General features: G+C 70.0%; 24 protein-coding genes. 11 read left to right on the top strand and 13 right to left on the bottom strand.

Going from position 1 to position 23352, the window contains the following annotated elements; translation table 11 throughout:
• Positions 1-54: 54 nt before the first annotated feature.
• Positions 55-696, top strand: a complete 642-nt coding sequence (locus ACIBP6_RS42590; protein ID WP_165970130.1) for a DUF6758 family protein — start codon at positions 55-57, stop codon at positions 694-696.
• Here ACIBP6_RS42590 and ACIBP6_RS42585 read toward each other — a convergent pair.
• Positions 683-2227, bottom strand: a complete 1545-nt coding sequence (locus ACIBP6_RS42585; protein WP_397060397.1) for a serine/threonine-protein kinase — start codon at positions 2225-2227, stop codon at positions 683-685. The genes ACIBP6_RS42590 and ACIBP6_RS42585 overlap by 14 nt on opposite strands.
• Positions 2228-2329: 102 nt before the next feature.
• Here ACIBP6_RS42585 and ACIBP6_RS42580 point away from each other — a divergent pair, with 102 nt between their 5' ends.
• The 3 genes from ACIBP6_RS42580 (at position 2330) to ACIBP6_RS42570 (ending at position 5285) form a co-directional block, all read left to right on the top strand.
• Positions 2330-3043, top strand: coding sequence for an MBL fold metallo-hydrolase (locus tag ACIBP6_RS42580; RefSeq protein ID WP_165970131.1), 714 nt, complete (start codon positions 2330-2332; stop codon positions 3041-3043).
• Positions 3044-3102: 59 nt separating this feature from the next.
• Positions 3103-4002 (top strand): RecB family exonuclease, encoded by a 900-nt coding sequence (locus ACIBP6_RS42575; protein ID WP_397060395.1) that lies wholly within the window; start codon positions 3103-3105, stop codon positions 4000-4002.
• A gap of 107 nt (positions 4003-4109) precedes the next feature.
• Positions 4110-5285 carry an MFS transporter gene (locus tag ACIBP6_RS42570; protein WP_397060393.1) on the top strand — a complete coding sequence of 392 codons (1176 nt, stop codon included), beginning with the start codon at positions 4110-4112 and terminating at the stop codon, positions 5283-5285.
• On the opposite strand, the gene ACIBP6_RS42565 is transcribed toward ACIBP6_RS42570, so the two are convergent.
• The 3 genes from ACIBP6_RS42565 to ACIBP6_RS42555 form a co-directional block, all read right to left on the bottom strand.
• Positions 5239-6141: an oxygenase MpaB family protein gene (locus ACIBP6_RS42565; RefSeq protein ID WP_397060391.1), complete on the bottom strand. Its 903-nt coding sequence runs from the start codon at positions 6139-6141 to the stop codon at positions 5239-5241. The genes ACIBP6_RS42570 and ACIBP6_RS42565 overlap by 47 nt on opposite strands.
• Positions 6142-6154: 13 nt before the next feature.
• Complete coding sequence (locus ACIBP6_RS42560; RefSeq protein WP_397060389.1) at positions 6155-7045, bottom strand: alpha/beta fold hydrolase; 891 nt, start codon at positions 7043-7045, stop codon at positions 6155-6157.
• 720 nt (positions 7046-7765) lie between these two features.
• On the bottom strand, positions 7766-9676 hold the full coding sequence (locus ACIBP6_RS42555) for a DEAD/DEAH box helicase (protein ID WP_397060387.1): 1911 nt from the start codon (positions 9674-9676) through the stop codon (positions 7766-7768).
• A gap of 350 nt (positions 9677-10026) precedes the next feature.
• Here ACIBP6_RS42555 and ACIBP6_RS42550 point away from each other — a divergent pair, with 350 nt between their 5' ends.
• Entirely contained in the window at positions 10027-10671 is a 645-nt protein-coding gene (locus ACIBP6_RS42550) for a ferritin-like fold-containing protein (protein WP_397060385.1), read from the top strand.
• A 462-nt stretch (positions 10672-11133) separates the two neighbouring features.
• Here the strand turns inward: ACIBP6_RS42550 and ACIBP6_RS42545 are convergent, their stop codons facing one another.
• From ACIBP6_RS42545 to ligD (ACIBP6_RS42525), 5 genes are all read right to left on the bottom strand, one after another.
• Positions 11134-11364: a DUF3107 domain-containing protein gene (locus tag ACIBP6_RS42545; RefSeq protein ID WP_132611774.1), complete on the bottom strand. Its 231-nt coding sequence runs from the start codon at positions 11362-11364 to the stop codon at positions 11134-11136.
• An 88-nt stretch (positions 11365-11452) separates the two neighbouring features.
• A complete protein-coding gene (locus ACIBP6_RS42540) occupies positions 11453-12073 on the bottom strand; it encodes a TetR/AcrR family transcriptional regulator (protein WP_165969699.1) in 621 nt (206 codons plus the stop codon).
• A gap of 119 nt (positions 12074-12192) precedes the next feature.
• Positions 12193-12399, bottom strand: a complete 207-nt coding sequence (locus ACIBP6_RS42535; RefSeq protein ID WP_111184499.1) for a hypothetical protein — start codon at positions 12397-12399, stop codon at positions 12193-12195.
• A gap of 43 nt (positions 12400-12442) precedes the next feature.
• Entirely contained in the window at positions 12443-13315 is an 873-nt protein-coding gene (gene ligD / locus ACIBP6_RS42530; RefSeq protein ID WP_397060382.1) for a non-homologous end-joining DNA ligase, read from the bottom strand.
• Entirely contained in the window at positions 13312-14193 is an 882-nt protein-coding gene (gene ligD, locus ACIBP6_RS42525; protein WP_397060380.1) for a non-homologous end-joining DNA ligase, read from the bottom strand. The genes ligD (ACIBP6_RS42530) and ligD (ACIBP6_RS42525) overlap by 4 nt, the downstream gene beginning before the upstream one ends.
• Positions 14194-14276: 83 nt before the next feature.
• Here ligD (ACIBP6_RS42525) and ku point away from each other — a divergent pair, with 83 nt between their 5' ends.
• The 5 genes from ku (at position 14277) to ACIBP6_RS42500 (ending at position 18363) form a co-directional block, all read left to right on the top strand.
• Positions 14277-15194, top strand: coding sequence for a non-homologous end joining protein Ku (gene ku / locus ACIBP6_RS42520; protein ID WP_132611782.1), 918 nt, complete (start codon positions 14277-14279; stop codon positions 15192-15194).
• A gap of 84 nt (positions 15195-15278) precedes the next feature.
• Positions 15279-16184 (top strand): ABC transporter ATP-binding protein, encoded by a 906-nt coding sequence (locus tag ACIBP6_RS42515; RefSeq protein WP_397060378.1) that lies wholly within the window; start codon positions 15279-15281, stop codon positions 16182-16184.
• Positions 16181-16915, top strand: coding sequence for an ABC transporter permease (locus ACIBP6_RS42510; RefSeq protein ID WP_397060376.1), 735 nt, complete (start codon positions 16181-16183; stop codon positions 16913-16915). Before ACIBP6_RS42515 ends, ACIBP6_RS42510 begins: the two co-directional genes overlap by 4 nt.
• Before the next feature lie 266 nt (positions 16916-17181).
• A complete protein-coding gene (locus ACIBP6_RS42505) occupies positions 17182-17550 on the top strand; it encodes a hypothetical protein (RefSeq protein ID WP_397060374.1) in 369 nt (122 codons plus the stop codon).
• Between the two features lie 486 nt (positions 17551-18036).
• Entirely contained in the window at positions 18037-18363 is a 327-nt protein-coding gene (locus ACIBP6_RS42500) for a hypothetical protein (protein WP_397060372.1), read from the top strand.
• 249 nt (positions 18364-18612) lie between these two features.
• Here ACIBP6_RS42500 and ACIBP6_RS42495 read toward each other — a convergent pair whose 3' ends face one another.
• A complete protein-coding gene (locus tag ACIBP6_RS42495) occupies positions 18613-19521 on the bottom strand; it encodes an oxidoreductase (RefSeq protein WP_397060371.1) in 909 nt (302 codons plus the stop codon).
• Positions 19522-19585: 64 nt separating this feature from the next.
• Between ACIBP6_RS42495 and ACIBP6_RS42490 the strand changes: the two genes are divergently transcribed.
• On the top strand, positions 19586-20170 hold the full coding sequence (locus ACIBP6_RS42490) for a TetR/AcrR family transcriptional regulator (RefSeq protein ID WP_397060369.1): 585 nt from the start codon (positions 19586-19588) through the stop codon (positions 20168-20170).
• Between the two features lie 196 nt (positions 20171-20366).
• Here ACIBP6_RS42490 and ACIBP6_RS42485 read toward each other — a convergent pair whose 3' ends face one another.
• From ACIBP6_RS42485 to ACIBP6_RS42475, 3 genes are all read right to left on the bottom strand, one after another.
• Positions 20367-20681, bottom strand: a complete 315-nt coding sequence (locus ACIBP6_RS42485) for a hypothetical protein (protein WP_397060367.1) — start codon at positions 20679-20681, stop codon at positions 20367-20369.
• Positions 20682-21221: 540 nt separating this feature from the next.
• Complete coding sequence (locus ACIBP6_RS42480) at positions 21222-21608, bottom strand: hypothetical protein (protein ID WP_397060365.1); 387 nt, start codon at positions 21606-21608, stop codon at positions 21222-21224.
• 716 nt (positions 21609-22324) lie between these two features.
• On the bottom strand, positions 22325-23302 hold the full coding sequence (locus tag ACIBP6_RS42475; RefSeq protein WP_397060364.1) for a metallophosphoesterase: 978 nt from the start codon (positions 23300-23302) through the stop codon (positions 22325-22327).
• Positions 23303-23352: the final 50 nt, after the last annotated feature.

Raw genomic sequence — 23352 nt, 5'->3', positions numbered from 1 at the left:
ATAACGCGGAGCACCCTTGACGGGGCCGCGCCGGAGCACGCACCGTGGGTAGTTGTGAGAGCGGCACCAACCTGCCCACGGTGTTTTGGCCCGCTTCACGGGCCGAGCGCCTGGTCGAGTGCGTTTCGTTGCGGCACGCACGGAGACGTCCTGCCCTACCAGCCCCCGTGGCCCCCGAGCAGCACCGCGCTCGAGGCGATCCGCAAGAGTTCGGTCGTGCCGGTCTGGCTGCCGTGGCCGCTGCCCGCCGGCTGGCTGGTGACCGGGTTCGGCGAGGTGGGCGACAAACGCACCGGATCCCGTGCCAGCCTGGTCGCGTTGAGCGGTCCTTCTCTCACGGAGGGGCCCGCCGACCTGATCCTCGTCGCCGAGGAGCCGGGCATCGGGCTGGGCGCGGCCTTCGCCGGTCTCCGCGGCCCCGACCCCGGTGAGGGGTTCGACGCGGGCCCGCCGAACGCGAAGATCGACGTGCTCGGCCATCCCACCGCCCTGTGGTGCGTCGACGGGCAGCCCGACCGCGCGGTCTACGCCGGTGAGGCGCTCGGCAACTGGCTGTGGGCCATCGCCTGGCCGGCCGACGCGGGCTGCGTGATCGCGCTGGCCGAGCTGTCGCTGCTGGACGTGCGCGACCACGAGCTGGACGTGCCGTTCGGGGCCTTCTCCCCGAGGCTCGAAGACCAGGTCACCGACCGCTGATCGGGATGCCAGGGAAGCGCCCGAGCAGCATCAGGTCGACGTCGGCCGTCCTGACGTCCCGGGGCACGCCGAAGATCGCATGGAACGTGTGAGTCTTCCCGGCGGGGACGCTGGTGAAGGAGTCCCATCGGGAGCACGCGCAGGCGCCGCTGCGCAGCTGCGGATGGATGGGCTCGCCGGAGCCCGCGGGGAGCAGGCCGATGCCCTGGAGGTCGAACTCCGACGTGCCTTTCATCAGCACGAGCAGGGTCACCTCGTCGCCCGAGGGAGAGTCGTTCCTGAGCGTCCACCGCAGCGTCACCTCCTCACCCTTGCGCGCCAGGGAGAGGATCCTGACGTGCACCGGCACGCTCGCGTCGTACACGTTGGTGACGAAGGTGTCGCTTTCGGCGAGCGCCTTGCCGTCGCCGGCGGGCCGTGCCGGCTGCTCCCCGGTCGTCGAGTCGGTGGTCGAGTCGGTGGTGGGGCCGGTCGCTGAGGGGTTGCCGGTCGCCGGGGGAGGCGGCGGGTCGGCGGTGACGGTCGCGGTCACCGTGGTGATCGCGCTCGTCTGTGGCTGCGCCGTCGTGGGGCGGTCCCACGGCCGCCAGGCCACCAACGTGGCGGCTGTGACCAGCAAGGCGAGCGCCACCGCGACCACCGGCGCCACGCGGAGCCGGCGGGCCGGCGGCGCCTGCGGGGCAGGCAGGAGCGGCGTCCAGGAGTCGCTCACCATCCGCGTGGCCAGCGCGGGCGTGGCCGACTCCCGTCCGAGCAGCCGGTCCAGGAGTTGCTGGGCGGTGGGCCGGCGGGCCGGGTCCTTGTCCAGCGCCTGCTCCACCAGGGGGCGCAGCCGTTCGTCGAGGCCGTCGAGCCGGGGCACGTGGTGCACCACCCGGTAGAGCACCTGCGGCGCGGGCCCGGTGCCGAACGGCGGCCGGCCCGCTCCCGCGTAGGCCATCACACCGCCCCAGGCGAACACGTCGCTCGCCGCCGTGGCGGGTCGGCCGTCGGCCTGCTCCGGGGCCATGTAGGGCGGCGTGCCCATGACGACGGCCGACTGCGTCGTGTCGGCGGACCCGGACAGGCGGGCGATGCCGAAGTCGATGACCCGCGGCCCCACCGCGCTCAGCAGGATGTTGGACGGTTTGAGGTCGCCGTGCACCACCCCCGCCTGATGGATGGCCGCCAGCGCCGTGGCGACGCCCACCGCCAGCGCCTCCAGGTTGGCGCCGTTCATCGGGCCCTGCGCCCCGATCACCGACGCCAGATCCGGTCCGTCCACGTATTCCGTGACGAGATAGGCGATCTCCCCGTCGATCCCCGCCGCAAGCACCGGCGCCGTGCAGAAGCGCGCCACCCTGCGCGCGGCCTCGGCCTCCCTGGTGAAACGTCTGCGGAAGTCGGCGTCCGCGGCCAGCTCGGGGCGCAACACTTTCAACGCCACCAGGCGGAAATCCGCGTCATGAGCCAGGTAGACGATCCCCATGCCGCCTTGCCCAAGCGTACGTACGAGCCGATACGGGCCGATTTGCTGGCGTTGATCGCTCACGGAAAGCAATTGTCATGACCGGGCCTGAATTGTGCTAGCGGAACGCTTGATCACGGCGTATGCGATTCGCGCTCTCAGGTAGAGGAGCTAGAGTTCGGAGGCGTGACAGCGCGTATCGAGCGAGTGGTGACCGAGGGCGTCGTCGACATCGACGGCACCGATCAGAAGGTCGAGAACAACACCTGGATCGTGGGCGACGACGACGAGGTGATCGTCATCGACGCGGCGCGAGACGCCGAGAAGATCCTGGAGCAGGTGGGCGAACGGGAGGTGCTGGCCGTCATCTGCACGGCGGGCCTGCCCGACCACGTCTCGGCCGCCATCGAGGTGGCCAGCAGAGACGAGGCCGTGATCGCCCTGCACCCCAAGGACAAGCCGCTGTGGCGGGAGACCTGGCGGGAGACCTGGCCCGACATCGACATGGAGGACGACGGCATCTTCGAGGTCGCCGACGTCCAGCTCGACGTCATGGAGACGCCCGGCGTCACGCCCGGCGGCGTGTCGCTCTACTGCGAGGCGCTCAAGGTCGTCTTCAGCGGCGAGGCCCTGCAGGCCGACGGCCCCGGCAGGCTGGGCGGCGAATACCCCGCCCTGGCCGACCAGCTGACCTCGATCGGCGGGCGGCTGTTCACGCTGCCTGGCGAGACACGGGTGCTGCCGGCCCACGGCGAAGAGGTGACGATCGCCGACCTGGAGCCCCACTTCGACGACTGGGTGTCCGGTTCGCTGACCCGCACGGCCGCCGCCGACGACGAGTCCGAGGGCCCGCTGACCGACGGCACCAAGATCTCCGGCATCAAGCTCGGCGACGACTAGGTGAGACACCGGAGCGCGAGGCGGCGGCACCCGGCGACCGCCTTACTCTGCGAGGCCAGATGAATCCCACCCAGTTGCCCCTGGAGGGGATGCCGCGGCGGCTCTATTCCTGCACGCCGTCGCGGTTGAACGCCTGGCTCGACTGCCGCCGCCGCTACCGGTTCACCTACCTCGACCGGCCGCAGCCGGCCAAGGGCCCGGCGTGGGCGCACAACAGCGTCGGCGCGAGCGTGCACAACGCGCTGGCGGGCTGGTGGCGCGAGCCGTACGAACGCCGCACCCCGCTCACGGCGTCCATCCTGCTCACCAACGGGTGGATCACCGAGGGGTTCAAGGACGCCGAGCAGTCCGGCCGGTGGCTGAGCCGCGCCCGCGACCTTGTGTCCGGATATGTCGCGACTTTGGATCCGGCGGATGACCCGGTGGGCGTCGAGCGCACCGTCGCCACCCGTACCAAGGTCATCGCCGTGTCCGGCCGCATCGACCGGCTCGACCGGCGCGGCGACGAGCTGGTCGTGGTCGACTACAAGACCGGCCGCCGCCCCCTGACGCAGGACGACGCCCGTTCCTCGCTCGCCCTGGCCGTCTACGCCGTGGCGGCGTCCGCGGTGATGCGCGCTCCCTGCCGTACGGTCGAGCTGCACCACCTGCCCACCGGCGAGATCGTCGAGTGGCGGCACACCGGCGAGTCCCTCGAACGCCACCTGCGCCGCGCCGAGGAGGTCGCCACCGAGGCAGCGGCGGCCGACGAGCGTTACCGCGAGGTCGTGGCGCCCGCGCCCGGCCGCCCGTCCCGTGAAGGGCCGCCCGCCGGGCCCGCGCCGGTGCCCGCCGAGATCGACGAGCTGTTCCCGCCCAGCCCCGGTCCGCTCTGCTCGTGGTGCGACTTCCGCCGCCACTGCGCCGAGGGCCAGGCGGCCGGGCCCGAGCGCCGCCCGTGGGACGCCCTGGCCGAGTGACCCACCGCCGTGCCCACGTCCTCCGGGGCGGATGACGGCACGGCGGTGGCGGACTCTCGGCGGCCTCTGATCCGTTTCCTGGCGACATCAGGGGTCATGGATCACATGTGAGAGACCGATTACCGGCCGCGGTGGCGCTGGGCTCCCTGTTCAACCCGCTCAACTCCTCCATGATCGCGGTCGCGCTGGCGCACGTCGAGGCCGAGTTCGACGTCGGGATCGCGGCCGTGACGTGGCTCGCCGCCGGGTTCTACCTCACCGGCATCCTGGCGCCGCCGGTGATGGGCACCCTGGCCGACAGGTTCGGGCCGCGGCTGGTGTTCTGCGGCGGGCTCGTGACGATGGCGGTGACCGGCGTGCTGGCCGCGCTGGCGCCGACGTACCCGATGCTGGTGGTCGTGCGGCTGCTGCAGGCGTTCGGGAGCTGCGCGACGATGCCCGCCGGCATGGCGATCGTGCAGGCCGTGATGCCCGGCGAGGACGGCCGGCCGCCGCCGCGCGTGATCGCCACGATCTCCATGGTGCTCACCGCGAGCGCCGCCCTCGGTCCCGTGCTCGGCGGGGTGCTGATCGGGCTGTGGGGGTGGCGGGCGATCTTCCTGGTCAACGTGCCGCTCGCGGTGGTCGCGTTCGTCGCCGCGCTGCGCTGGTTGCCCCGCGTACGCGCCGACGGGGCCGCCCGGCCGCCGCTGCCCCGGCTGCGGCCCCGCCTGCTCGCCACGTGCGCCCAGTTCGCCCTCACCAACGTGGTCTTCTACGTCGCGTTCTTCGCGGTGCCGTTGTGGGCGCAGCAGACGGCGGGCGTGCCGGCGCACGTCGCTGGCCTGCTCGTGCTGCCGCTGGCCGGGCTGGGCATCGTCATGACGCCGGTCGCGGTGGCCCTGGCCAGGCGCGCGGGCATGCGGACCGTGCTGGTGACCGGCGCCGCGCTGCTGCTGCTCGGCTCGTGCCTGCTGGCCGTGTCCGCCTCCGTTGCGCCGGTGCTGGCCGCCGCCTCGGTGCTGGGGGCGGCCGCGGCCTTCGGCCAGTACGCGCTCAACTCGCTCGTCTTCGTGCACGCCGACCGCCGCGACACCGGCGCCGCCGTGGGCTTCTTCCAGGCGTCCAGGTACGTCGGCGCCGCCACCGCGTCCTCCCTGCTCGGCGTGCTGACCGGCGGAGGCGGCCTGGAGACGAGCGCGTGGACGATGGCCGCGGTGTCGGCGGCCGTGCTGGCGGGGACCGCCGTGCTGCCCGTCAGACGGCGGCCCGCGGCCGGCGACGGGGATCGGTCAGGCCCCTGAGCCCTCTGCTGAGGTCGTAGCCGGCCGCGCCGAGGCGTTCCCTGGAGGCCCGCAGCATCTGCCGGGTGGCGGGCATGAAGGCGCGTTCGTGGACGGGCTCGGGCAGCGCGTTCACGCCCAGCCGGAACGCCTTCAGCGCGGCCGTGACCGCCGCTTCGGGCACTTCGGGCAGCGCGCCGTACATGCGCCGGGCCCAGCCGGGGAGCGTGTAGTAGCAGAGCGCGCCGAACGGGAACCAGACGGGCTTGACCGGCGCCAGCATCCTGAGGTGGCGCGGCAGCCGCGGCCACATGAGGAACCGCACGGTCGAGGCCGCCTCCGGCGTCACGCGCAACCGCGGCCGCATCTGCTTGAAGTAGGCGTCCAGCTCGGCGCACGTGCCGGGCACGTCGTCGGGATGCAGGCCGACGTACGCGGCGCTCCTGCGCTGCTCGGCGAGGTACCGGTCGGCCTGGCGCTCGGTGAGCCGCACCCCGCCCCGCCTGGCCACCTCCAGGTACGACGACACCTCCGCGCAGTGCACCCACAGCAGCAGCTCCGGATCGTCGACCCGATGCGCGCGGCCGGTCTCGGGATCGCGGATGCGCATGGCCCGATGGATGCCGCGGACCCGCCGGCCGATCTCCTCGGCCTCCTCCGGGCTGCCGAACGTCACCCGCTCCACGAAGTCGGCCGTACGGCGCAGCCTTCCGAGCGGATCCTCCTGGAAGGTGGAGTTCTGCCAGACGCCCAGCATGGCCCACGGATGGAGGGCCTGGAGCATGAGCCCGCGTACGCCGCCGACCCACATCGAACGGTCGAGATGAACCAGCCAGGTCGCGCTCTGCGGAGGCTGGGCGACGAGCTCATCGGTCATAGTGGACAGATGATTACATGGCGCTCGATCTAACGTCCAAGTAGTGCTTTTCGGCCGCGTTCCAGAAGGTGACCAGGGCCGCCGCGGTCGTCTCCGGCGCCTCCACGGCGGGGGAGTGCACCGCGCCGGGCACGACCACGCTCTCCGCGCCCAGCCGGGCGGCCATCTCCGACTGCGCCTCGGGCGGCCAGCCGTCGTCGTGCTCGCCGAACAGCACCAGCGTCGGCAGCTCGATCTGGCGCAGCTCGTCGGTGCGGTCGCGCATGGTCAGCACCTGCTCGGCCATGCTGGTCAGGCCGGTCGGGGAGTTGTTGAGCAGCCGCCTGCGCAGGAACTCCCTGATCTCGTCGCTCACGTCGTTGGCCAGCGCCTCGGGCTCGAACCTGGTCTGCCACACGTGCTCCAGGCCGAGCGCGGGCACCTCTTCGAGGATCTTCCTGCCGTTGCGGGCCCGCCGGCCCTCGATGGCCGCAGGGCCCGAGCTCATCAGCGTGAACGAGGCGAACTTCGTGCGCCCGTCGATGACCGCCTCCCTGGCCACCAGCCCGCCGAAGGAGTGGCCCACCAGGTGGACGGGGTCACCGCCGCCGATGACCTGGGACAGCACGTCGACGTCCGCGCCGAGCGCGGCGCAGGTGTAGGCGGCCGGGTCGTCGGGGCCCGGAGTTTCGTACTGCCCCCGCAGGTCGACGGCCACCACCCGCCGCCCCGACTGGGCCAGGGTCATCAGGACGGCGATGAAGTCCTCTTTGCTGCCCGTGAGCCCGGGGACCAGGAGCGCGGGCCAGCGCTCCACCACGCCGCTGACCGGGAGCGCCTCCAGAGCCGCGAACGTGCCCTGTGGCGTCTCGATCTTCTGCGGCGCAACACCGGGAGGCAGGTCGAGGAATCGGGGCGTACTCACGTGGGGCAACAATACCCAGAGGTCAGCGGCTCGACACCGCCATGGTGATTACACCGGTGCGACTTCTGGGAAGTTGTGAGGTTTGCGCGACCTCGATCTCAGGCCCGCCACGTGGTTCCGCGCCATGCCGTCGCCGGAGCAGAAGGAACGCCTCCAGAGCCTCGTGAGCGGCGCTGAGCGGCCTCCTGAGGTGCCGGCGTAGCTGGAGGGTGCCCCGGGTGGGGTGATGGCCGTGGCGCCGCGTGAGGAGCACGTACGGCCCGTGCGTCGCGGACAACCCGCCGAGCTCACCGGCCCCTGCGCGTCCACGACATCGACGGGAGATCGCGGAGCGACCCTGGACGCACGGATCAAGGATTCCCCGGGCCCCGGCAGACCATCGGTCAGCCAGGAGGCGGCGGTGGCCTGGTAGTCCCGCCCGCCCTGCCGGTGAGCACCGACTTGCCCGGTTTCGCGGCGACCCGCCGGGTCGTAGCCGCGCGGAGCCATCCAGGCCCCGGCAGGCATCACCGGCCGGGGCCGCACGGACGTCCGGGCCGTCCACCGCCCGCGCCTGTCCGTCATCGTGTCGATGATCGGCCGGGATCCGGCGGCGGTATCGGGGTTCAGGGCGGCGAGGTAGCGGTGGGGGTGTTCGCGTGTGCGGGAGCGTCGCACCCGGTGGTGGGCGGGCATGCGAAAGGCGCGCACCCACCAGGGATGCGCGCCTTTCGTTGTCGGTCAGCCGGTGCGGCGGCGGTTGCCACCGCCACCGCCAGCGCCGCCGCGAGGCTGACGGCGCTGCTGCTTGCGCTCGGTCGCCGCCGACGGGGCGATGTCGTCGTCGTCCGTCGCGAGGTCGGGCGACTGGAAGATCACCGTGAACGGGTTCGGCGGGATGATCCGCTCCGGCTCCTTGCGCGCCGGCGGTGGCGGCGTGGTCAGGAAGCTCGGCTCGGCGACGGGCGCGGCGGGACGCTCGACGGCAGGCGCCACAGGGCGCTCGGCGACGGGCACCTCGGCGCGCTCGACGGCGGGTGCCGCAGGGCGTTCGGCGGCGGGTGCCGCGGGACGCTCGGCGGCGGGTGCCGCGGGACGCTCGGTGACCGGCTCCGGCTCGGTGTCGACCCGGCGGGACCGGGTGCTCCGCACCGGCGCCTCCTCCGCAGGCTCCGCATCGGCGGCCCGGCGAGAGCGGCCGCCCGTCACCGGAGCCTCAGGGGCTTCGGCGAGAGCCTGCTCGATGGCCGTCGAAGCAGCCCCCCTGCGCGTACGGGTGCGCTTCGGCTCGGCCGTCTGCTCGACCTCGTCCGTGCTCAGGAGCGCCTCCTGCGTCTTGGTGTTCACGGACTCCACCTCCGGCGTCTCGACGGTCTCGGCCAGCTCCCTGCCACCGCGTGTACGGCGGCGCTGGCGCGGCGTACGCGAGGGACGCTCCTCGCGCTCCTCACGTTCCTCGCGGCGGCGCCCGCCACGCGTGCGGATCCTGCCCGTCTCACCGAGGTCCTCGATCCGCTCGGCCGACAACCCCGCCCGCGAACGGGCGGCGTGGGGCAGGACGCCCTTGGTGCCCTCGGGGATGGCGAGCTCGGTGTAGACGTGCGGCGAGGTGGAGTAGGTCTCCACGGGCTCGGCGAAGTCCATCCCGAGCATCTGGTTGATCATCTTCCAGCGGGTCAGCTCCTCCCACTCGACGAACGTGACCGCGATGCCCGTGCGCCCGGCCCGGCCGGTGCGGCCGATGCGGTGCACGTAGGTCTTGTCGTCGGTGGGGCAGTCGTAGTTGACCACGTGGGTGACGTCGTCGATGTCGATGCCGCGGGCCGCCACGTCGGTGGCCACGAGCACGTCGATCTTGCCGTTGCGGAACGCCCGCAACGCCTGCTCGCGCTGGCCCTGGCCGAGGTCGCCGTGGACGGCCGCGACCGCGAAGCCGCGGGTGTCGAGCTGCTCGGCGACCATGTCGCAGGCCCGCTTGGTCTCGCAGAAGACCATGGTGAGCCCGCGGCCCTGGGCCTGCAGCAGCCGCGCGACGATCTCGATCTTGTCCATCCGGTGGGTGCGCCACACGATCTGGCGGACCTGCGGGGTGGTCTCGCCATCGCCGCTCTCCATCTCGGCGCGTACGTGCGTCGGACGGTTGAGGTATTTGCGGGACAGCGAGACGATCTCGCCCGGCATGGTGGCGGAGAACAGCATCGTCTGCCGTTCCGCCGGGATCAGCTTGAAGATGCGCTCGATGTCGGGGAGGAAGCCCAGGTCGAGCATGCGGTCGGCCTCGTCGAGCACGAGCGAGGTGATCTGGCTCAGGTCGAGGTGCTTCTGCTTGACCAGGTCGAGCAGTCGGCCGGGGGTGCCGACGATGACGTCGACACCGGCCTTGAGCGCCTCGATCTGCGGCTCGTACGCCCGGCCGCCGTAGACGGTCAGGACGCGCGACCCGAGCTTGCCGGCGGCGGTGACGAGGTCTTCGCTCACCTGCACGGCCAGCTCACGGGTCGGCACGACGACCAGACCGCGGGGCTTCTTCCGGTTTTTGCGCGGCTTGCCGATGCTCTGCAGCATCGCGATGCCGAACGCGTAGGTCTTTCCCGTGCCCGTGCGGGCCTGACCGATGAGGTCTTGCCCGCTCAGGGCTAGCGGGAGGGCCATTTCCTGGATCGGAAACGGCGTGACGATGCCCTCGGTCTCGAGGGCGTCGGCGATCTCTGGTGTGACTCCGAGGTCTCGGAAAGTCGTCAGCGTGGCCTGCCTCAGTCTCAAATGAAGGCGGGCCTGCCGGGACCGACGGGCGGAATACGCCCCTTGTCGTGGGTCCTCGCGGTAGAGCCAGCCCTCTCGCGTCATCAGCGACCGCGCACCCGGGGAAACGGGGGGTAATCGGGGTGTTGTCCCGAATTAACACAGTGCGGTCGCACTTTCACAGAGCAGTGTACTCGATACCACAACGCTGACCGAGCTTACGTATGTTCCCGAAGATTCACCGAAGTACGCTGCCTTCCATGAAAGAGTCTCCTGGAGTCGTCGACCTGCTCGGTGTGCTGGCCTACGCGGAGCTCAGCGCGTACGCGCGCATGACCGAGGATGCCGCCACGCTCGCCCCCTCGCTGGCCGACAGAGCGGCGCTGAGTGAGCTCGCCGTGACCGAGTACGCCCATTTCCGCCTGCTGCGCGACCGGCTGACCGAGCTGGGGGCCGATCCCGACGAGGCGATGGCGCCGTTCATCGCGGCGCTGGAAGCCTGGCACGCGCAGACCCGGCCGTCCGACTGGCTGCAGGCGCTGGTCAAGACGTACGTCGGCGACGGCATCGCGCACGACTTCTACCGGGAGGCGGCCCGTCATCTCGACCCCTCGATCGCCCGGCTGGTCGACGAGGTGCTCGTCGACGAGGGGCGCTCGCAGTTCGCGGTCGAACGGGTCAGGGCGGCGATCGAGACGGATCCGGTGGCGAGCGGGCGGCTGGCGCTGTGGGCTCGGCGGCTGGTGGGGGAGGCGCTCAGCCAGGGGCAGCAGGTGGCCTCGGCGCGGCCGGAGCTGGCGACGTTGCTGACGGAGTCGCTTGAAGAGGGCAAGGCCGATATTTCACGACTTTTCGCGAAGCTCCAGGAGGAGCACAACAAACGGATGGCCGCGATGGGGCTCTGACCCGCCCGCGTGGACGCCGGGTCGGCGATTGGGCGGCGCGAGCGCCGAAACGGTTGTACCGTGCCGACATGAGGGCCTCGCGCCGCTACGGCAGTTCCTTGACGAGATGCGGTCCGAATCGCTGGATTTCCCGCGCTGTACTGCGCAGGCAGGCCACGGTCTGTCCGGCCGTACCGAGTGGTCACACCGCCACCCGCCCCCGCCGCCCCCGCGGCTGTCACCTCTCCAAGGCTCCCGCCTGATCCACTCACGCGCGTACGCGGGAGCCGTAGGGATCGGGCGGGTGCGCCTACGCGGCCGGGAATCGTAGGGATCAGGCGGGTGCGCCTTCCGTGCGCGGCCGGGAGCCGTACGGACCGCCTGCCGCACGGGAGCGCCCGTCTCTTCGGGAGCCGTACGGGCCGGGCGGGAGACGACGCCGGCAGGGTACGGCGGGGTGCGCCGTACCCTGCCGGGCCGGTGTCAGAGGGTGCCGCCGAAGCCGACTGGGCGGGCCTCGTCCTCGCCGATCTCGACGAAGCCGAGCGACGCCACCGGCACCACGATCCTCCTGCCCTTCGTGTCGGTCAGCGCGAACACGCCGCCGTTGACCGCCAGGGCTTCTCTGATCTGCTCTTCGACCTGATCAGCGGACAGGTCGGTCTCGACAACGAGTTCGCGGTGTACTGAGCGTACGCCGATCTTGACTTCCATCGTGGGCTCCCTAGTCGACGGGCTGGCTCACCTCCATCGTGGCGCGCCATGACCCCCGATGACGCGATGATCGCGCCCAGCGAACGGGTTATGCCGTACGCGGAAAACCGCTGATGCCGCGCCAGGCGAGGCGGGCCATCAGTTGCTCGGCCGCGTCCTTGGGGATCGAGCCGTGCGTGGTGACCCAGTAACGGGCGCTGACCTCGGCCATGCCGACCAGGCCGACGCCGAGGAGGTGGGCCTCGTCGCTGGTGCAGCCGGTGTCCTCCTGGATGAGGACGCTGACCATCTCGGCGCACTCGCGCAGGGACCGCTCCATCCGCTGCCGCACGGGCGCGACGTTGCGCAGATCGGACTCGAAGACCAGGCGGAACGCCTCGCCCTGCGTGGAGACGAAGTCGAAGAACGCGCTGAACGTGGCCTGCACGCGCAGTTTGTTCTCCTGCGTGGAGGCCAGGGCCTCCCTGCAGCGGTTGACCATGTCGTCGACGTGCAGGTCGAGCAGCGCCAGATAGAGCTCAAGCTTGCCGGGGAAGTGCTGGTAGAGCACCGGCTTGCTGACACCCGCCCGGTCGGCGATCTCGTCCATGGCGGCCGCGTGGTAGCCGTTCTCCACGAACACTTCCTGCGCGGCGCTCAGCAACTGCCGGCGGCGGGCTAGGCGGGGCAGCCGGGTGCCCCGGGGCTTGGCATCCGGGGTTGCGGTCACGCGGGTCTCCATTGGTCTCTCAGCGGGCAGTGCGGACATCCTACGTGCGGGTAGGCCGCGCCACAGCGGCACCCGTCAACGGTGAGTCTCCTTTACGCAGGTCAGCACCACCGCCGGGCTCAGCGGTAGTCGTCGTCGTCGAGATCCACCACCCGGTCCTGGTCGGCCGCGTCGGCGGGATCGGCGTCGAACGGCAACTCCCTGCGCAGTCGTCCGACCGTCTGGAGCATCTCGCGGTGCTGCTCGGCGGCGTCGGCCTCCGGAGCCTCGATCGACAGCTCACCCGACTCCTCGTCGTAGGAGCCCTCGTCCCCGCGAACGTCCATCTCCGACATCATCGGTCCCCCTTCTGGTGTGGACGCACCCAGCCTACGCCCGGCTGAAAAGGTCGCCACGCTTCTCCACTCTGGCGAGCACGTCCGGCGCCGCGAAGACGAGGTCTTCGGCGCGTTCGCAGCCCTCGACCTCCTTCCACGTCAGCGGAGTGGAGACCGTGGGCCGCTCGCGTGCCCGCAGCGAGTAGGGCGCGACGGTGGTCTTGGCCGGGTTGTTCTGACTCCAGTCGATGAACACCTTGCCAGGTCGCGCCTTCTTCGTCATCACACTGACGACCTCTTCGGGATTCTCCTTCTCGAGGAGCTGCGCCAGCCTCTTGGCGTACGCCGACGGCTCCTCGCGGCAGTCCCAGTCGGCGTACAGCTGCATGCCCTTGCTGCCGCTGGTCTTCGGCACGGCGGTCAGCCCGTCGGCCTCCAGGACCTCGCGCAGCCGCAGCGCCACCCGGCAGCACTCGACGATCGTCGCAGGCGGCCCCGGGTCGAGGTCGAACACGAGGGTGTCGGGCGGCTGGGCCCGGCCGTCGTCATCCACCCGCCACTGGGGCACGTGCAGTTCGAGGGCGGCCAGGTTGGCGTAGTAGACGAGCGTCGGCAGGTCCTCCACCACGGCGAAGTCGATGGTCTCGCGGTTCTTGGTGCTGCCGGGGGCGGGCAGGTTCACCCGCCTGACCCAGTCCGGGGTGTGCTCCGGGGCGTTCTTCTCGAAGAACGACTGGCCGGTGACGCCGTTCGGGTAGCGCTTGACGGTCAGGGGGCGGCCACGCAGGTGCGGGAGCAGGACGGGGGCGATGCGGCTGTAGTAGTCGATGACCTCGGCCTTGGTGAAGCCGTAGTCGGGGTAGAGGACCTTGTCGAGGTTGCTCAGTGTCAGCTCGCGCCCGTCCACCTTGACCGGCACTTTCACAGCGTCACCTCCGCGGGGAGCTTGTCGGGGCGCGGGCGGCGCCACACGGGGTGCCGCAGTCGTTGCTCGTCCGTCCACATCGTGTAGGCCACCTCCCCGACCAGATCGGGCCTAACCCACCGATTCCGCCACGGAACCTGGTTGGAGAAGGGGCTGTGGCGGATCTCCAGGGGCCGCAGGGCCTCGTACAGATCGTCCAGGGCGGTGTCGGTGAAGCCCGTGCCCACGTGGCCGACGTACGTCAGGCCGGCCGGCGTGAACACCCCCATGACCAGCGAGCCGATGCCGCCTGAACGGCGGCCTTTGCCGGGTTTCCAGCCGCCGATGACGACCTCGCGCGCGGTCAGGTTCTTCACTTTGATCCACCAGGGCGACCGCGTGCCCGGCCGGTAAGGGGAGTCCAGCCGTTTGGCAACCACGCCTTCCAGCCCCTGTTCGTACGTGGCCGTGAGCAGGTCGGACGCGCCCGGGAAGTACGGGGGCGCGCCGATGTCCAGCTCGTCGAGCAGCGCCCGGCGGTCGCGGTAGGTCAGGTCGAACAGCGGCATGCCGTCGAGGTAGAGCAGGTCGAACGGCATGTACGTGACCGGGTAGAGCCGCAGCATGGCCGGGTCGGGGTCGGTCAGGTGCATGCGGTGCTGGAGGCGGATGAAGCTGGGCCTGCCGTGGGGGTCGAGCGCGACGACTTCGCCGTCGATGATGGCGTTCTTGATGCCGAACCCAGAAATTTCGGGGTAGCGGCGGGTGTACTCCACGCCGTGGCGTCCTGTCACCCTCATCCCGCCGTCGAGATGGACGAGGGCGCGGATGCCGTCCCACTTGACTTCCAGGCCGTACCGATCACGGTCGGCGGGTAGTTCCCCTGCTACGGCCAGCATGGGTTCGACCGGGTATGGCATTGGTTGCCCCATGACGGGTATGTGCCCCTTTGGCGGGCCATCGAGAGCATGAGGGGTGACCTATGCGCAGCATCTGGAAGGGTGCGATCTCTTTCGGGCTGGTCACCATCCCGGTCAAGCTCTACTCGGCCACCGAGCAGAAGGATGTCACGTTCCACCAGGTGCACCGGGAGGACGGTGGCCGGATCCGCTACAAGCGCGTGTGCACGGTCGACGGCGAGGAGGTCCCGTACGCGGACATCGCCAAGGGCTACGAGCTGGCGAGCGGCGAGGTCGTCGTGCTCTCCGACGAGGACTTCGAGGACCTGCCGCTGAGCACCTCCCGCCGGATCGACGTGCTGCAGTTCACGCCCGCGGAGCAGATCGACCCCATCTACTTCGCCAAGTCGTACTACCTGGAGCCGGACGCGCAGGGCGCGAAGCCGTACGTGCTGCTGCGCGACGCGCTGGAGAGCTCGGGTCAGGTCGCGGTGGTGAAGGTGGCGCTGCGCCAGCGGGAGTCGCTGGCCACGCTCAGGGTCAGGGACGGCGTGTTCGTCCTGGAGACCATGTTGTGGCCGGACGAGATCCGCACGCCCGACTTCGCCTTCCTCGAAGAGGACATCGAGGTGCGCGCCCAGGAGCTCAAGATGGCCGAGTCCCTGATCAGCACCATGGAGTCGGACTTCGACGCGAGCGAGTACCACGACACCTACCGCGAGGCGCTGCAGCAGGTGATCGAGGCCAAGGTGGCGGGCAAGGAGGTCGTCCCGGCCCGCGAGGAAGAGGAGGCCGGCCCGGCGGTCGACCTCATGGCCGCGCTGCGGGCCAGCGTCGAGGCGGCCAAGCGGGAGCGCGAGGGCGCCGGCCGGCCGCAGGCCAAGCCCAAGCGGGCGGCCGGCGGCAAGAAGGCCAAGGACGACGAGAAGGCCGAGGAGAAGGCTCAGGAGAAGGCCGAGGAGAAGGCCCCCGCCAAGCGGAAGGCCCGCAAGTCGGCCTGAGGGTCGCCGCTTCTGTACCTAGGTACACCCCTTCCGGGATCCAGCACGATTCTGCGCCGGCGCGCGCGTCTCTAGCGTCGAAGCATGAACGTGATCGAGGTCCAGAACCTCCACAAGCGCTACCGGGACCACGTGGCGGTGGACGACGTGTCGTTCGACGTCCGCGCTGGTGAGATCTTCGGCATCCTCGGGCCGAACGGCGCGGGCAAGACGACGACCGTGGAGTGCGTGTCGGGGCTGCGTGTCCCCGACGGCGGCACGGTGCGCGTCGCCGGCCTCGACCCCGTCACCGAGGGCGACGCCCTGCGCCGCGTGCTGGGCGTCCAGCTGCAGAGCGCCGCGCTGCCGGAGCAGATCAAGGTCTGGGAGGCGCTCGACCTGTACGCCTCCTTCTACCCCGACCCCGCCGACTGGCGGGAGCTCATGGAACGCGTCGGGCTGGGCCCCAAGCGGGACAGCGCGTTCGGCAAGCTCTCCGGCGGCCAGCGGCAACGCCTGTCCGTCGCGCTCGCGCTCGTCGGCAGGCCGCGCGTCGCGGTGCTCGACGAGCTGACCACCGGCCTCGACCCGCAGGCCCGCCGTGACACCTGGCAGCTGGTGGAGCAGGTGCGCGACTCCGGCGTGACGATCGTGCTCGTCACGCACTTCATGGAGGAGGCCGAACGGCTCTGCGACCGGATCGCGCTCATCGACGCGGGCCGGGTCGTCGCCGTCGACTCGCCCGCCGGGTTCATCGGACGGGTGGGCGGCGAGCAGCGCCTGAGCTTCCGGCCCTCCGTCCCCGTCGACGACGCCGTGCTGCTGGCCCTGCCCGAGGTCGCGGACGTCAGGCGCACAGGTGAGCAGGTCGTCGTGACCGGCACCGGCAACCTGGCCGCCGTCGTCACGCTCGCGCTGGCCGAGCGGCGGATCGTCCCTGGAGACCTGCGCGTCGAGCAGGCCTCGCTCGACGACGCGTTCGTCGCACTCACCGGAAGGAAGCTCGCATGAAGAAGATCATGGTCGTCGAGACGAAGCTGCTCCTGCGCGACTGGGTCGCCACCCTGCTCGCGCTGGCGCTCCCCGTCGCCCTGCTGCTGCTCCTGGGGCAGATCCCCGACCTGCGCAAGGCCGATCCGAATCTGGGCGGCGAGCGGGTCGTGGACGCGCAGCTGCCCGCGCAGATGATCCTGCTGGCGCTGCTGACGGCGTCGTTCACGGTGCTGCCGAACGCGCTGGCCACGTACCGGGAAAGGGGTGTGCTGCGCAGGATGTCGACCACGCCCGTGAACCCCGCGCGGCTGCTCGGCGCGCAGCTGGCGCTCAACCTGGTCGTCGCCTCGATCGCGGCCGTCGTGGTGATCCTTTCCGGGTGGCTGGTGCTCGGCTCGCAGCTCCCGGCCCAGGTGTTCGGCTTCGTGCTGGTCTTCCTGCTGGGCGCCGCCGCGATGCTGGCGCTGGGTCTGGTGATCGCCGCGGTCGCGCCGAACGGCACCACCGCGTCCACCATCGGGTCGATCTCGATGTTCCCGCTGCTGTTCGTGGCCGGCATGTGGATTCCGCGCGAGGTCATGCCGGAGGCGTTGCGCGTGATCAGCGATTTTTCGGTGGTCGGTCCGTTCGTGAACGCCATGCGGGACACGTGGGCGGGGGAATGGCCGCAACTGCCGCATCTGGCGGTGATGGCGGCCGGGCTGGTGCTGTTCTCGGGGCTGGCCGTACGGCTGTTCCGCTGGGAGTGACGGAGGTGCCGGCGCGCTTTTCCGACTCGTCGGCGATCATCAAATAGGACATTTCGGGATAAATCATGCTAATCCACTCTATAAATGTTTAATGCGAGCAATAGCATTGCTAATGCATAGCAAAATGGGGAGATTGCTGTTTGCCCACCCACAGTGCCGGAAAAGACACTTACCGGATGGCTTTTCAGTGGCCATCCAAGACCTTTTCTCAGGGCAACGAGAAAAGTGGAGTACGGGGCAAATCGATCCTTTAGGGGGAAAGCGCAATGCCCAAGCTCAAGAGTGTCATCGCAGGGCTCGCCCTTAGCACCGCCATGGCCGGGGGCACCCTGGTCGCCGGCGCGGCCACGACCACCACCGGCGCCGCCGCCACCACCACCACCAAGGTCGGCGCCGGTACGTCGGTCCTCGCCGGCCACGGGTGCTTCCGCGCGCGGCGCTGCGGCTGGGGCGGCTGGGGCCGTCGCCACCACCGTCACGAGCGCAAGCACCTGCGGATCATCATCGAGAACTTCAACCACAACCGGAACCCGCGGCTGCACCAGAGCGAGCACCGTCGGCACGACCACCACCGCTGGAACCCCAACATGGTGCGCGTGACGGAGCCGGTCCTCGAGGACACCGTCACGGAGTGAACCGGTCCGTGAGTTGATGGCGCAGAAATGAATGCTCGCTTTCCTTGATGGCCGTCGCTGCCCAATGGGGGGTGCGGTTTCACGGCCGACGGTGAATGCCGAGCTTTAGGGGGCGGGCCGCGTCGAAACAAGGCGCGGCCCGTCCCGACATCCATTTCTCCTCGTCTCTGCGGTATGCGACAAGGGCTCCGCCGGCATTGGCGCCGGCGGAGCCCTTGTCATGTCGTTTTACGGCTGACCGTGGAGGCGAGGACCTTGGCATGCCCGGATTCTTTCTGGGCCGTTCTCGGCGGGGCGCGAGCGGCAATTTGTCAGGATGATGCCTGATATAGGCTAAGAGAGGGCAATTGCCGTTTGTGGTCGTTCTGTCCGGTTATACCCATAGTGCGGATGATTGGTTACTAATCGTCCGCCGCGCCTCCCCGAAAAAGCGATTGAGGAGAGGCGTGGAGTATCGGGCAATCGATCCTTTAGGGGGTAAGCGCAATGCCCACGCTCAAGACACTCATCGCAGGTCTCGCCATCAGCACGGCCATGACCGGCGCAGCGGTCGCCGGCGGCGGCGCCATGACGACGGCCGAAGCCAGCGCGACACAGATCGGCGCGGCGACCGCTCCGGTCGTGACCAGTGGCAGGTGCCACAAGGTCCGCCGCTGCGGCTGGGGCTGGCGACGTGGGGGTTGGGGCGGCTGGCGCCGTCACCACCACCAGAAGCGCATCAAGGTCGTTGTCATCAACCACAACGTCAACAACAACGACGACCGCCGTCATCACCGCCACCACGGCGACGACTTCGGCGACTGGGACTGGTAAAGAGCGAACGCCACCGCGATGAGCGGTGGTGAGCCGGTGGCGTCAGGATCCGCGCCACCGAGGAGTCCGCCCAGGCGATGAACTCCGACCAAGCCCATAAAGTGCCCGCATTCATCGGCAACCCGCCTTCGCCAGGAGGCTGCCCGATGAATGCGGGCATCTTCATGTCCGGGCAAGCCCCAGGCCGTCCAGTTCCTTCAGCGGCGCGGCCCTGGGGCTCCGCCGTGCCGTGCGCCGGCCGTGGTCGCGTCACTTCATCATGGCGTCCGTCGCGGCCGCCGGGAATGTGACGCCGGTCAGTTCCGCGGAGGCCGTCCACAGGCGACGGGCGAGTGCGGCGTCCCGGGCGGTCCTCGACCGGCTGACGAGCTTCGGCGCACCGCGCCCCTGCAGCAAGCCGCCCGGGCCGGCGTAGCCGCCGCCTGGGACGTCCGCCACCGCCGCGTAGAGCGTGGGCAGGGCGCCGTCGTCGTCGCTCTGCGAGAAGCGGCTGATGACGGTCGTACGGAGCCGGTGCAGCGAAGAGCGCTCGTGGTCGAGGTGCCCGAGGAGATCGGTGGCCGCCATGCCAGGGTGCGCGGCGGTCGCGAGCACCGGAGAGCCGGCCTCGGTGAGGCGGCGCTGCAGCTCCGCGGTGAACAGCAGATTGGCCAGCTTCGACTGCGCGTACGCGGCGAACGCCCGGTAGGGCCGGCGTTCCCAGTTGAGGTCGCCGAAGTCGATCGCGCCCCTGCGGTGCCCGGTGGAGGAGACCGTGACCACCCGTTTCCTGATCCGTGGCAGCAGCAGGTTCGTGAGCGCGAAGTGTCCCAGGTGGTTGGTGCCGAACTGCAGCTCAAAGCCGTCGGCGGTACGGCCGGGCGGCGGGATCATCAGGCCGGCGTTGTTGATCAGCACGTCGATCGGCTCGGTGAAGTCGTCGGCGAACGCGCGGACCGACGAGAGGTCGGCGAGGTCGAGCCGCCGCACGACGGTGTCGCCGGTGATGGTCGCGGCGGCGGCGCGGCCCTTGGCAGGGTCGCGGACGGCGAGCACGACACGGGCGCTTCTGGCGGCGAGCGCGCGGGCGGCGGCTCGGCCGATGCCACTGTTCGCGCCGGTGATGACGACGGTGCGGCCGGTCAGGTCCGGGATGTGCGCGGCGGTGAATGTTGTCATGATCAACAATGTATGCATCGACAACAATGCTGTCAACGACAACATCTCGGCTACGATGAGTGCCATGCCCGCGTACCATCACGGAAACCTTCGTGCGACCCTGCTCGCCGTCGCCGAACGCAGCCTGCGCCGGCACGGCGCCGACCAGATTTCGCTGCGTGAGCTGGCCCGCGAGGCCGGCGTCAGCCACGCCGCGCCGCGTCGGCACTTCGCGGACCGTCAGGCGCTGCTGGACGCGCTCGCCGAGACCGGGTTCGCCCGGCTGGACAAGGAGTTGCGCACGGCGCTCGCCGCCGCGGGCGAGGAGTTCGAGCCGCGCCTGCACGCCATCGCGGCGGCCTATCTGCGGTTCGCCACCGAGGACGCGGCGCTGCTGGAGCTGATGTTCGCCGGCAAGCATCGCGAGGGCGCCGACCGGCTCGTCGCGGCCGCCGCCGCGCCGTTCGGCCTGATGCACGACCTGATCGCGCAGGGACAGGCACGGGGAGTGCTGGAGCCCGGTGATCCGCAGCGCGTGGGGGTCGTGCTGTTCGCGACGCTGCAGGGCATCGCCACACTGATGAACGGGAAGCTGGTGGCGCCGGAACTGCTCGACGGGATCGTGGAGACCGCCGTCGAGCAGTTCATACGCGGATCGCGGCGCCGTTAGGGGCGCGGTGGGCGGCCGACCAGGGCGGCGAACGTGAAGAGTGCCCGTATTCAGCGGGTCGCCTCGTGGAGGCGGGTCTCCGGTGAATACGGGCACTCATGGGCTGTCGGAGTTCATCGCTTGAACGGACTCCTCGGTGGCGCGGATCCTGACGCCACCGGCTCACCACCGCCTATCGGGCGGTGGCGTCGACTCTTTACCAGTCCCAGTCGTCCTTGAAGAAGTCGTCGTGGCGGCGGTGCTCACGGTGCTGGTTGTTGTTGAAGTTGAAGTTGTCGACCCGGACGTTGACACGGTTGTGGTGACGGTGGTGGCGACGGCCCCAGCCACCCCAGCCGCAGCGACGGATTCTGTGGCACCTGCCCGAGGCCACGACCGGAGCGGTCGCCGCACCGACCTTGGTGGTCGTGCTGGCTTCGGCCGTCGTCATGGCGCCGGCGCCGGCAACCGCTGCTCCGGTCATCGCCGTGCTGATGGCGAGACCTGCGAGAAGAGTCTTGAACGTGGGCATTGCCTTCCCCCTAAAGGATCGATTGCCCGATACTCCGCACCTCTCCGAAAAAGATGACCGGCGGGCCCACCGGTCGTTATCCGGAGCAATACGGTGGACGATTGATAACCAACCGTCCGCACAATGGATATAACCGGACAGAACCGCCGCAAACGGTATTTGTGCTGTCTTAACCGACACCATTCCGCGCCATGAAGACTTTCGCTCGAAAACGCCGGCCTTGCCGGCCGGGGCCCGTGAGGAAGTCCGACCGGCACGGGTGTCGAAACCCGGGCATGCGAAAATCCCCGCCTCCACGGATCGACCGTGAAACGACATGACGAGGGCTCCGCCGGCGTAAATGCCGGCGGAGCCCTCCGAAATGCCGTGGAGACGAGGATGGATGAATCTCAGGACGGACCGCGCCTTGTTCTCGACGCGGCCCATCCGCGAGAGCCCGGAATTCACCGTCGGCCGCGAAACCGTACCCCTGTCGGGCGGCGACGACCATCAGAGAAGGCGAGCACTCATTCCTGCGCTGTCAACGCACGGACTGGATCATCAGCGGCCGAGGAGCGCCGGGTCGAGGTGGTTGTGGTGGTCGTGGCGGTGGTCGCGACGGTGACGACGAAGGTCCTGGTTGTCGTTGAAGTTGTGGTTCCGCACGACGATGCAGACGTGGTCGTTGCGGTGCGAGCGACGGCCCCAGCCGCCCCCGCCGCCCCAGCCGCCATGGTGGTGCCGACCACACTTGTGGTGACGGCCCTGGTGGTGGAAGTGGTGGCGGTTGAAGCCGAAGCCGTTGTCGAAGTCGTCGCCGAAGTCGTCGTTCATGACGACGGGCGCGTTGGAGACCGGTGTGGCGGAGGCGGTGCCGCCGGCGATCACGCCGCCGGTCATCGCGGTGGTGAAGGCGAGACCTGCGATAACACTCTTGAGCTTGGGCATTGCGTTTTCCCCCTAAAGGACGATTGCCCCGTTCTCGACGTTTCCGGGTTTTGGGCGGCTACGGTGAGCCATCCGGTTGATGTCATTTCCGGGGATGCGACCCAGCAAACGGGAATCACTCCATTTTGCTATGCATTAGGAGTCTTATTGCTTGGCTTAAAGATCTATCTCGCGAAATGCCATGATATGTCCGATTAGGGCGCAAATGCACGGGGGCTCGACGGGGCCTGAACGGCCTCGACCTGGCCTGTCGAATACACGTCGGAAAGGTGAAGGCCGTGGCGCCCGTACGTACTGCTCCGAAAATGCGAAAGCGCGCGGACGCGTGACGGCGCCGCCATTTCTGGCCCGCGCGCGAAAATCGCGCGACGTCTCGTCATGGGGTACGGCGGCGTCCGCCATTTACCCCGGTGCGCGCCAGGGGCGGCCGCTCCGGAGAAATGCCTTCCGCGAAAATGCGGCCCCCGGCGACGAATCGATCGCCGGCCTGTGCCGCTCATTGCGGTGAGTGCCGACGACGTTACGCTGGGTGCCGCTGGAGTCATGCTTTCCGGCCATGGTCGCCATAAACGGCATACGACAGGTTTTGCCGTGATCATGGCGTGTCAAGAGATCGCTTAGGCCTCTATGTCGCGGTATGCGCCGCTAAATCCGCGCTTATCGGCCGGACAGTCGACGGCCGGGGGTGCGCCGCAGCCCGCGGCGCACCCGGGGTGTCAGTGCGCCTGTACGGGTGCCGGTACGGTCCGCTGCTCCCATGAGAAGACCTGGGGCGACTTCGGCTCGACGGTCACCCGCAACCACTGGCTCGCGGTGTCGCCGAACGTCTCCAGCCGTGTCAGGTTCGGCACCCCCGCGTAGCCCGGCTCCACCTCCTGCACGTGCTCGTCACCGTGCACCAGCAGCACCGGCTTGCCGTACGCGCGAGCGTGCTCCACGATGCGCTCGCGGATCTCGGTGAACCCGGCGGCCTGCACGGGTTCGGCCTGCAGCATGAGCAGCACGCCCGGCGCGCGGGTGCGCCGGGCGGTGTCGAAGGCCGCGTCGATCCAGTCGAGCGCGGCGGCCTCGCGCGCCTCGTACTCGGCCGTGCGCGGCTCCGGCAGGTCGCCGCCGGGCAGCTCGTTCCAGGGCGCCAGGCCGTTGGAGCTGCCCACCACGTGCGCCGTGGCGAAGACGACGCCCTTCTCGGTGAAGCGCACGTTCTCGACGTAGTCACGGTGCCTCGGGTCGGCGGCCTGGGTCTCGACCTTCATCGCCCGGCCGCCGATCGTGCGCCCGGGGACGGGATAGAAGATCCGGCGGACGGCCTCCAGTCGCTCGGTGGGCAGGAAGCCGCCCGCCGCGACGCGGTGGCAGTCGGTCCAGTCGTTGTCGCCGGGCGTCAGCACGAACGGGTCGTCGAACGTCCGGTACAGCTTCGCCGTCGCGGTCAGGTGCGCGTCGTCGCAGGAGGTCGAGCCGCTCTTCACGTCTCCCGCGTGCAGGACGAGCCGGACGTCCGGGTCGGAGTCGACGTCGTCGACCAGGGCGGGGAACGCGGCTTCCTGCGCCTCGCCGTACGGGGTGTCGCCGAGCAGCGCGAACGTGAAGGAGGGCCCGGGGCGGGACGCGGCGCCGGCCGTGCCGGGTGCGGCGAGGCCGCCGGCCAGGGCGGCGGCGATCGCCGCGGCCATGAGAAGGGGTTTGCGCATGGACGCACCCTGTCCGTCCCCGGCCATCGCCCGGTGACGCGGAGCAGAAG

It is taken from the genome of Nonomuraea terrae, from assembly GCF_044465245.1.
Lineage (GTDB): Bacteria > Actinomycetota > Actinomycetes > Streptosporangiales > Streptosporangiaceae > Nonomuraea > Nonomuraea terrae.
This window is presented reverse-complemented; position numbering and strand designations above follow the sequence as displayed.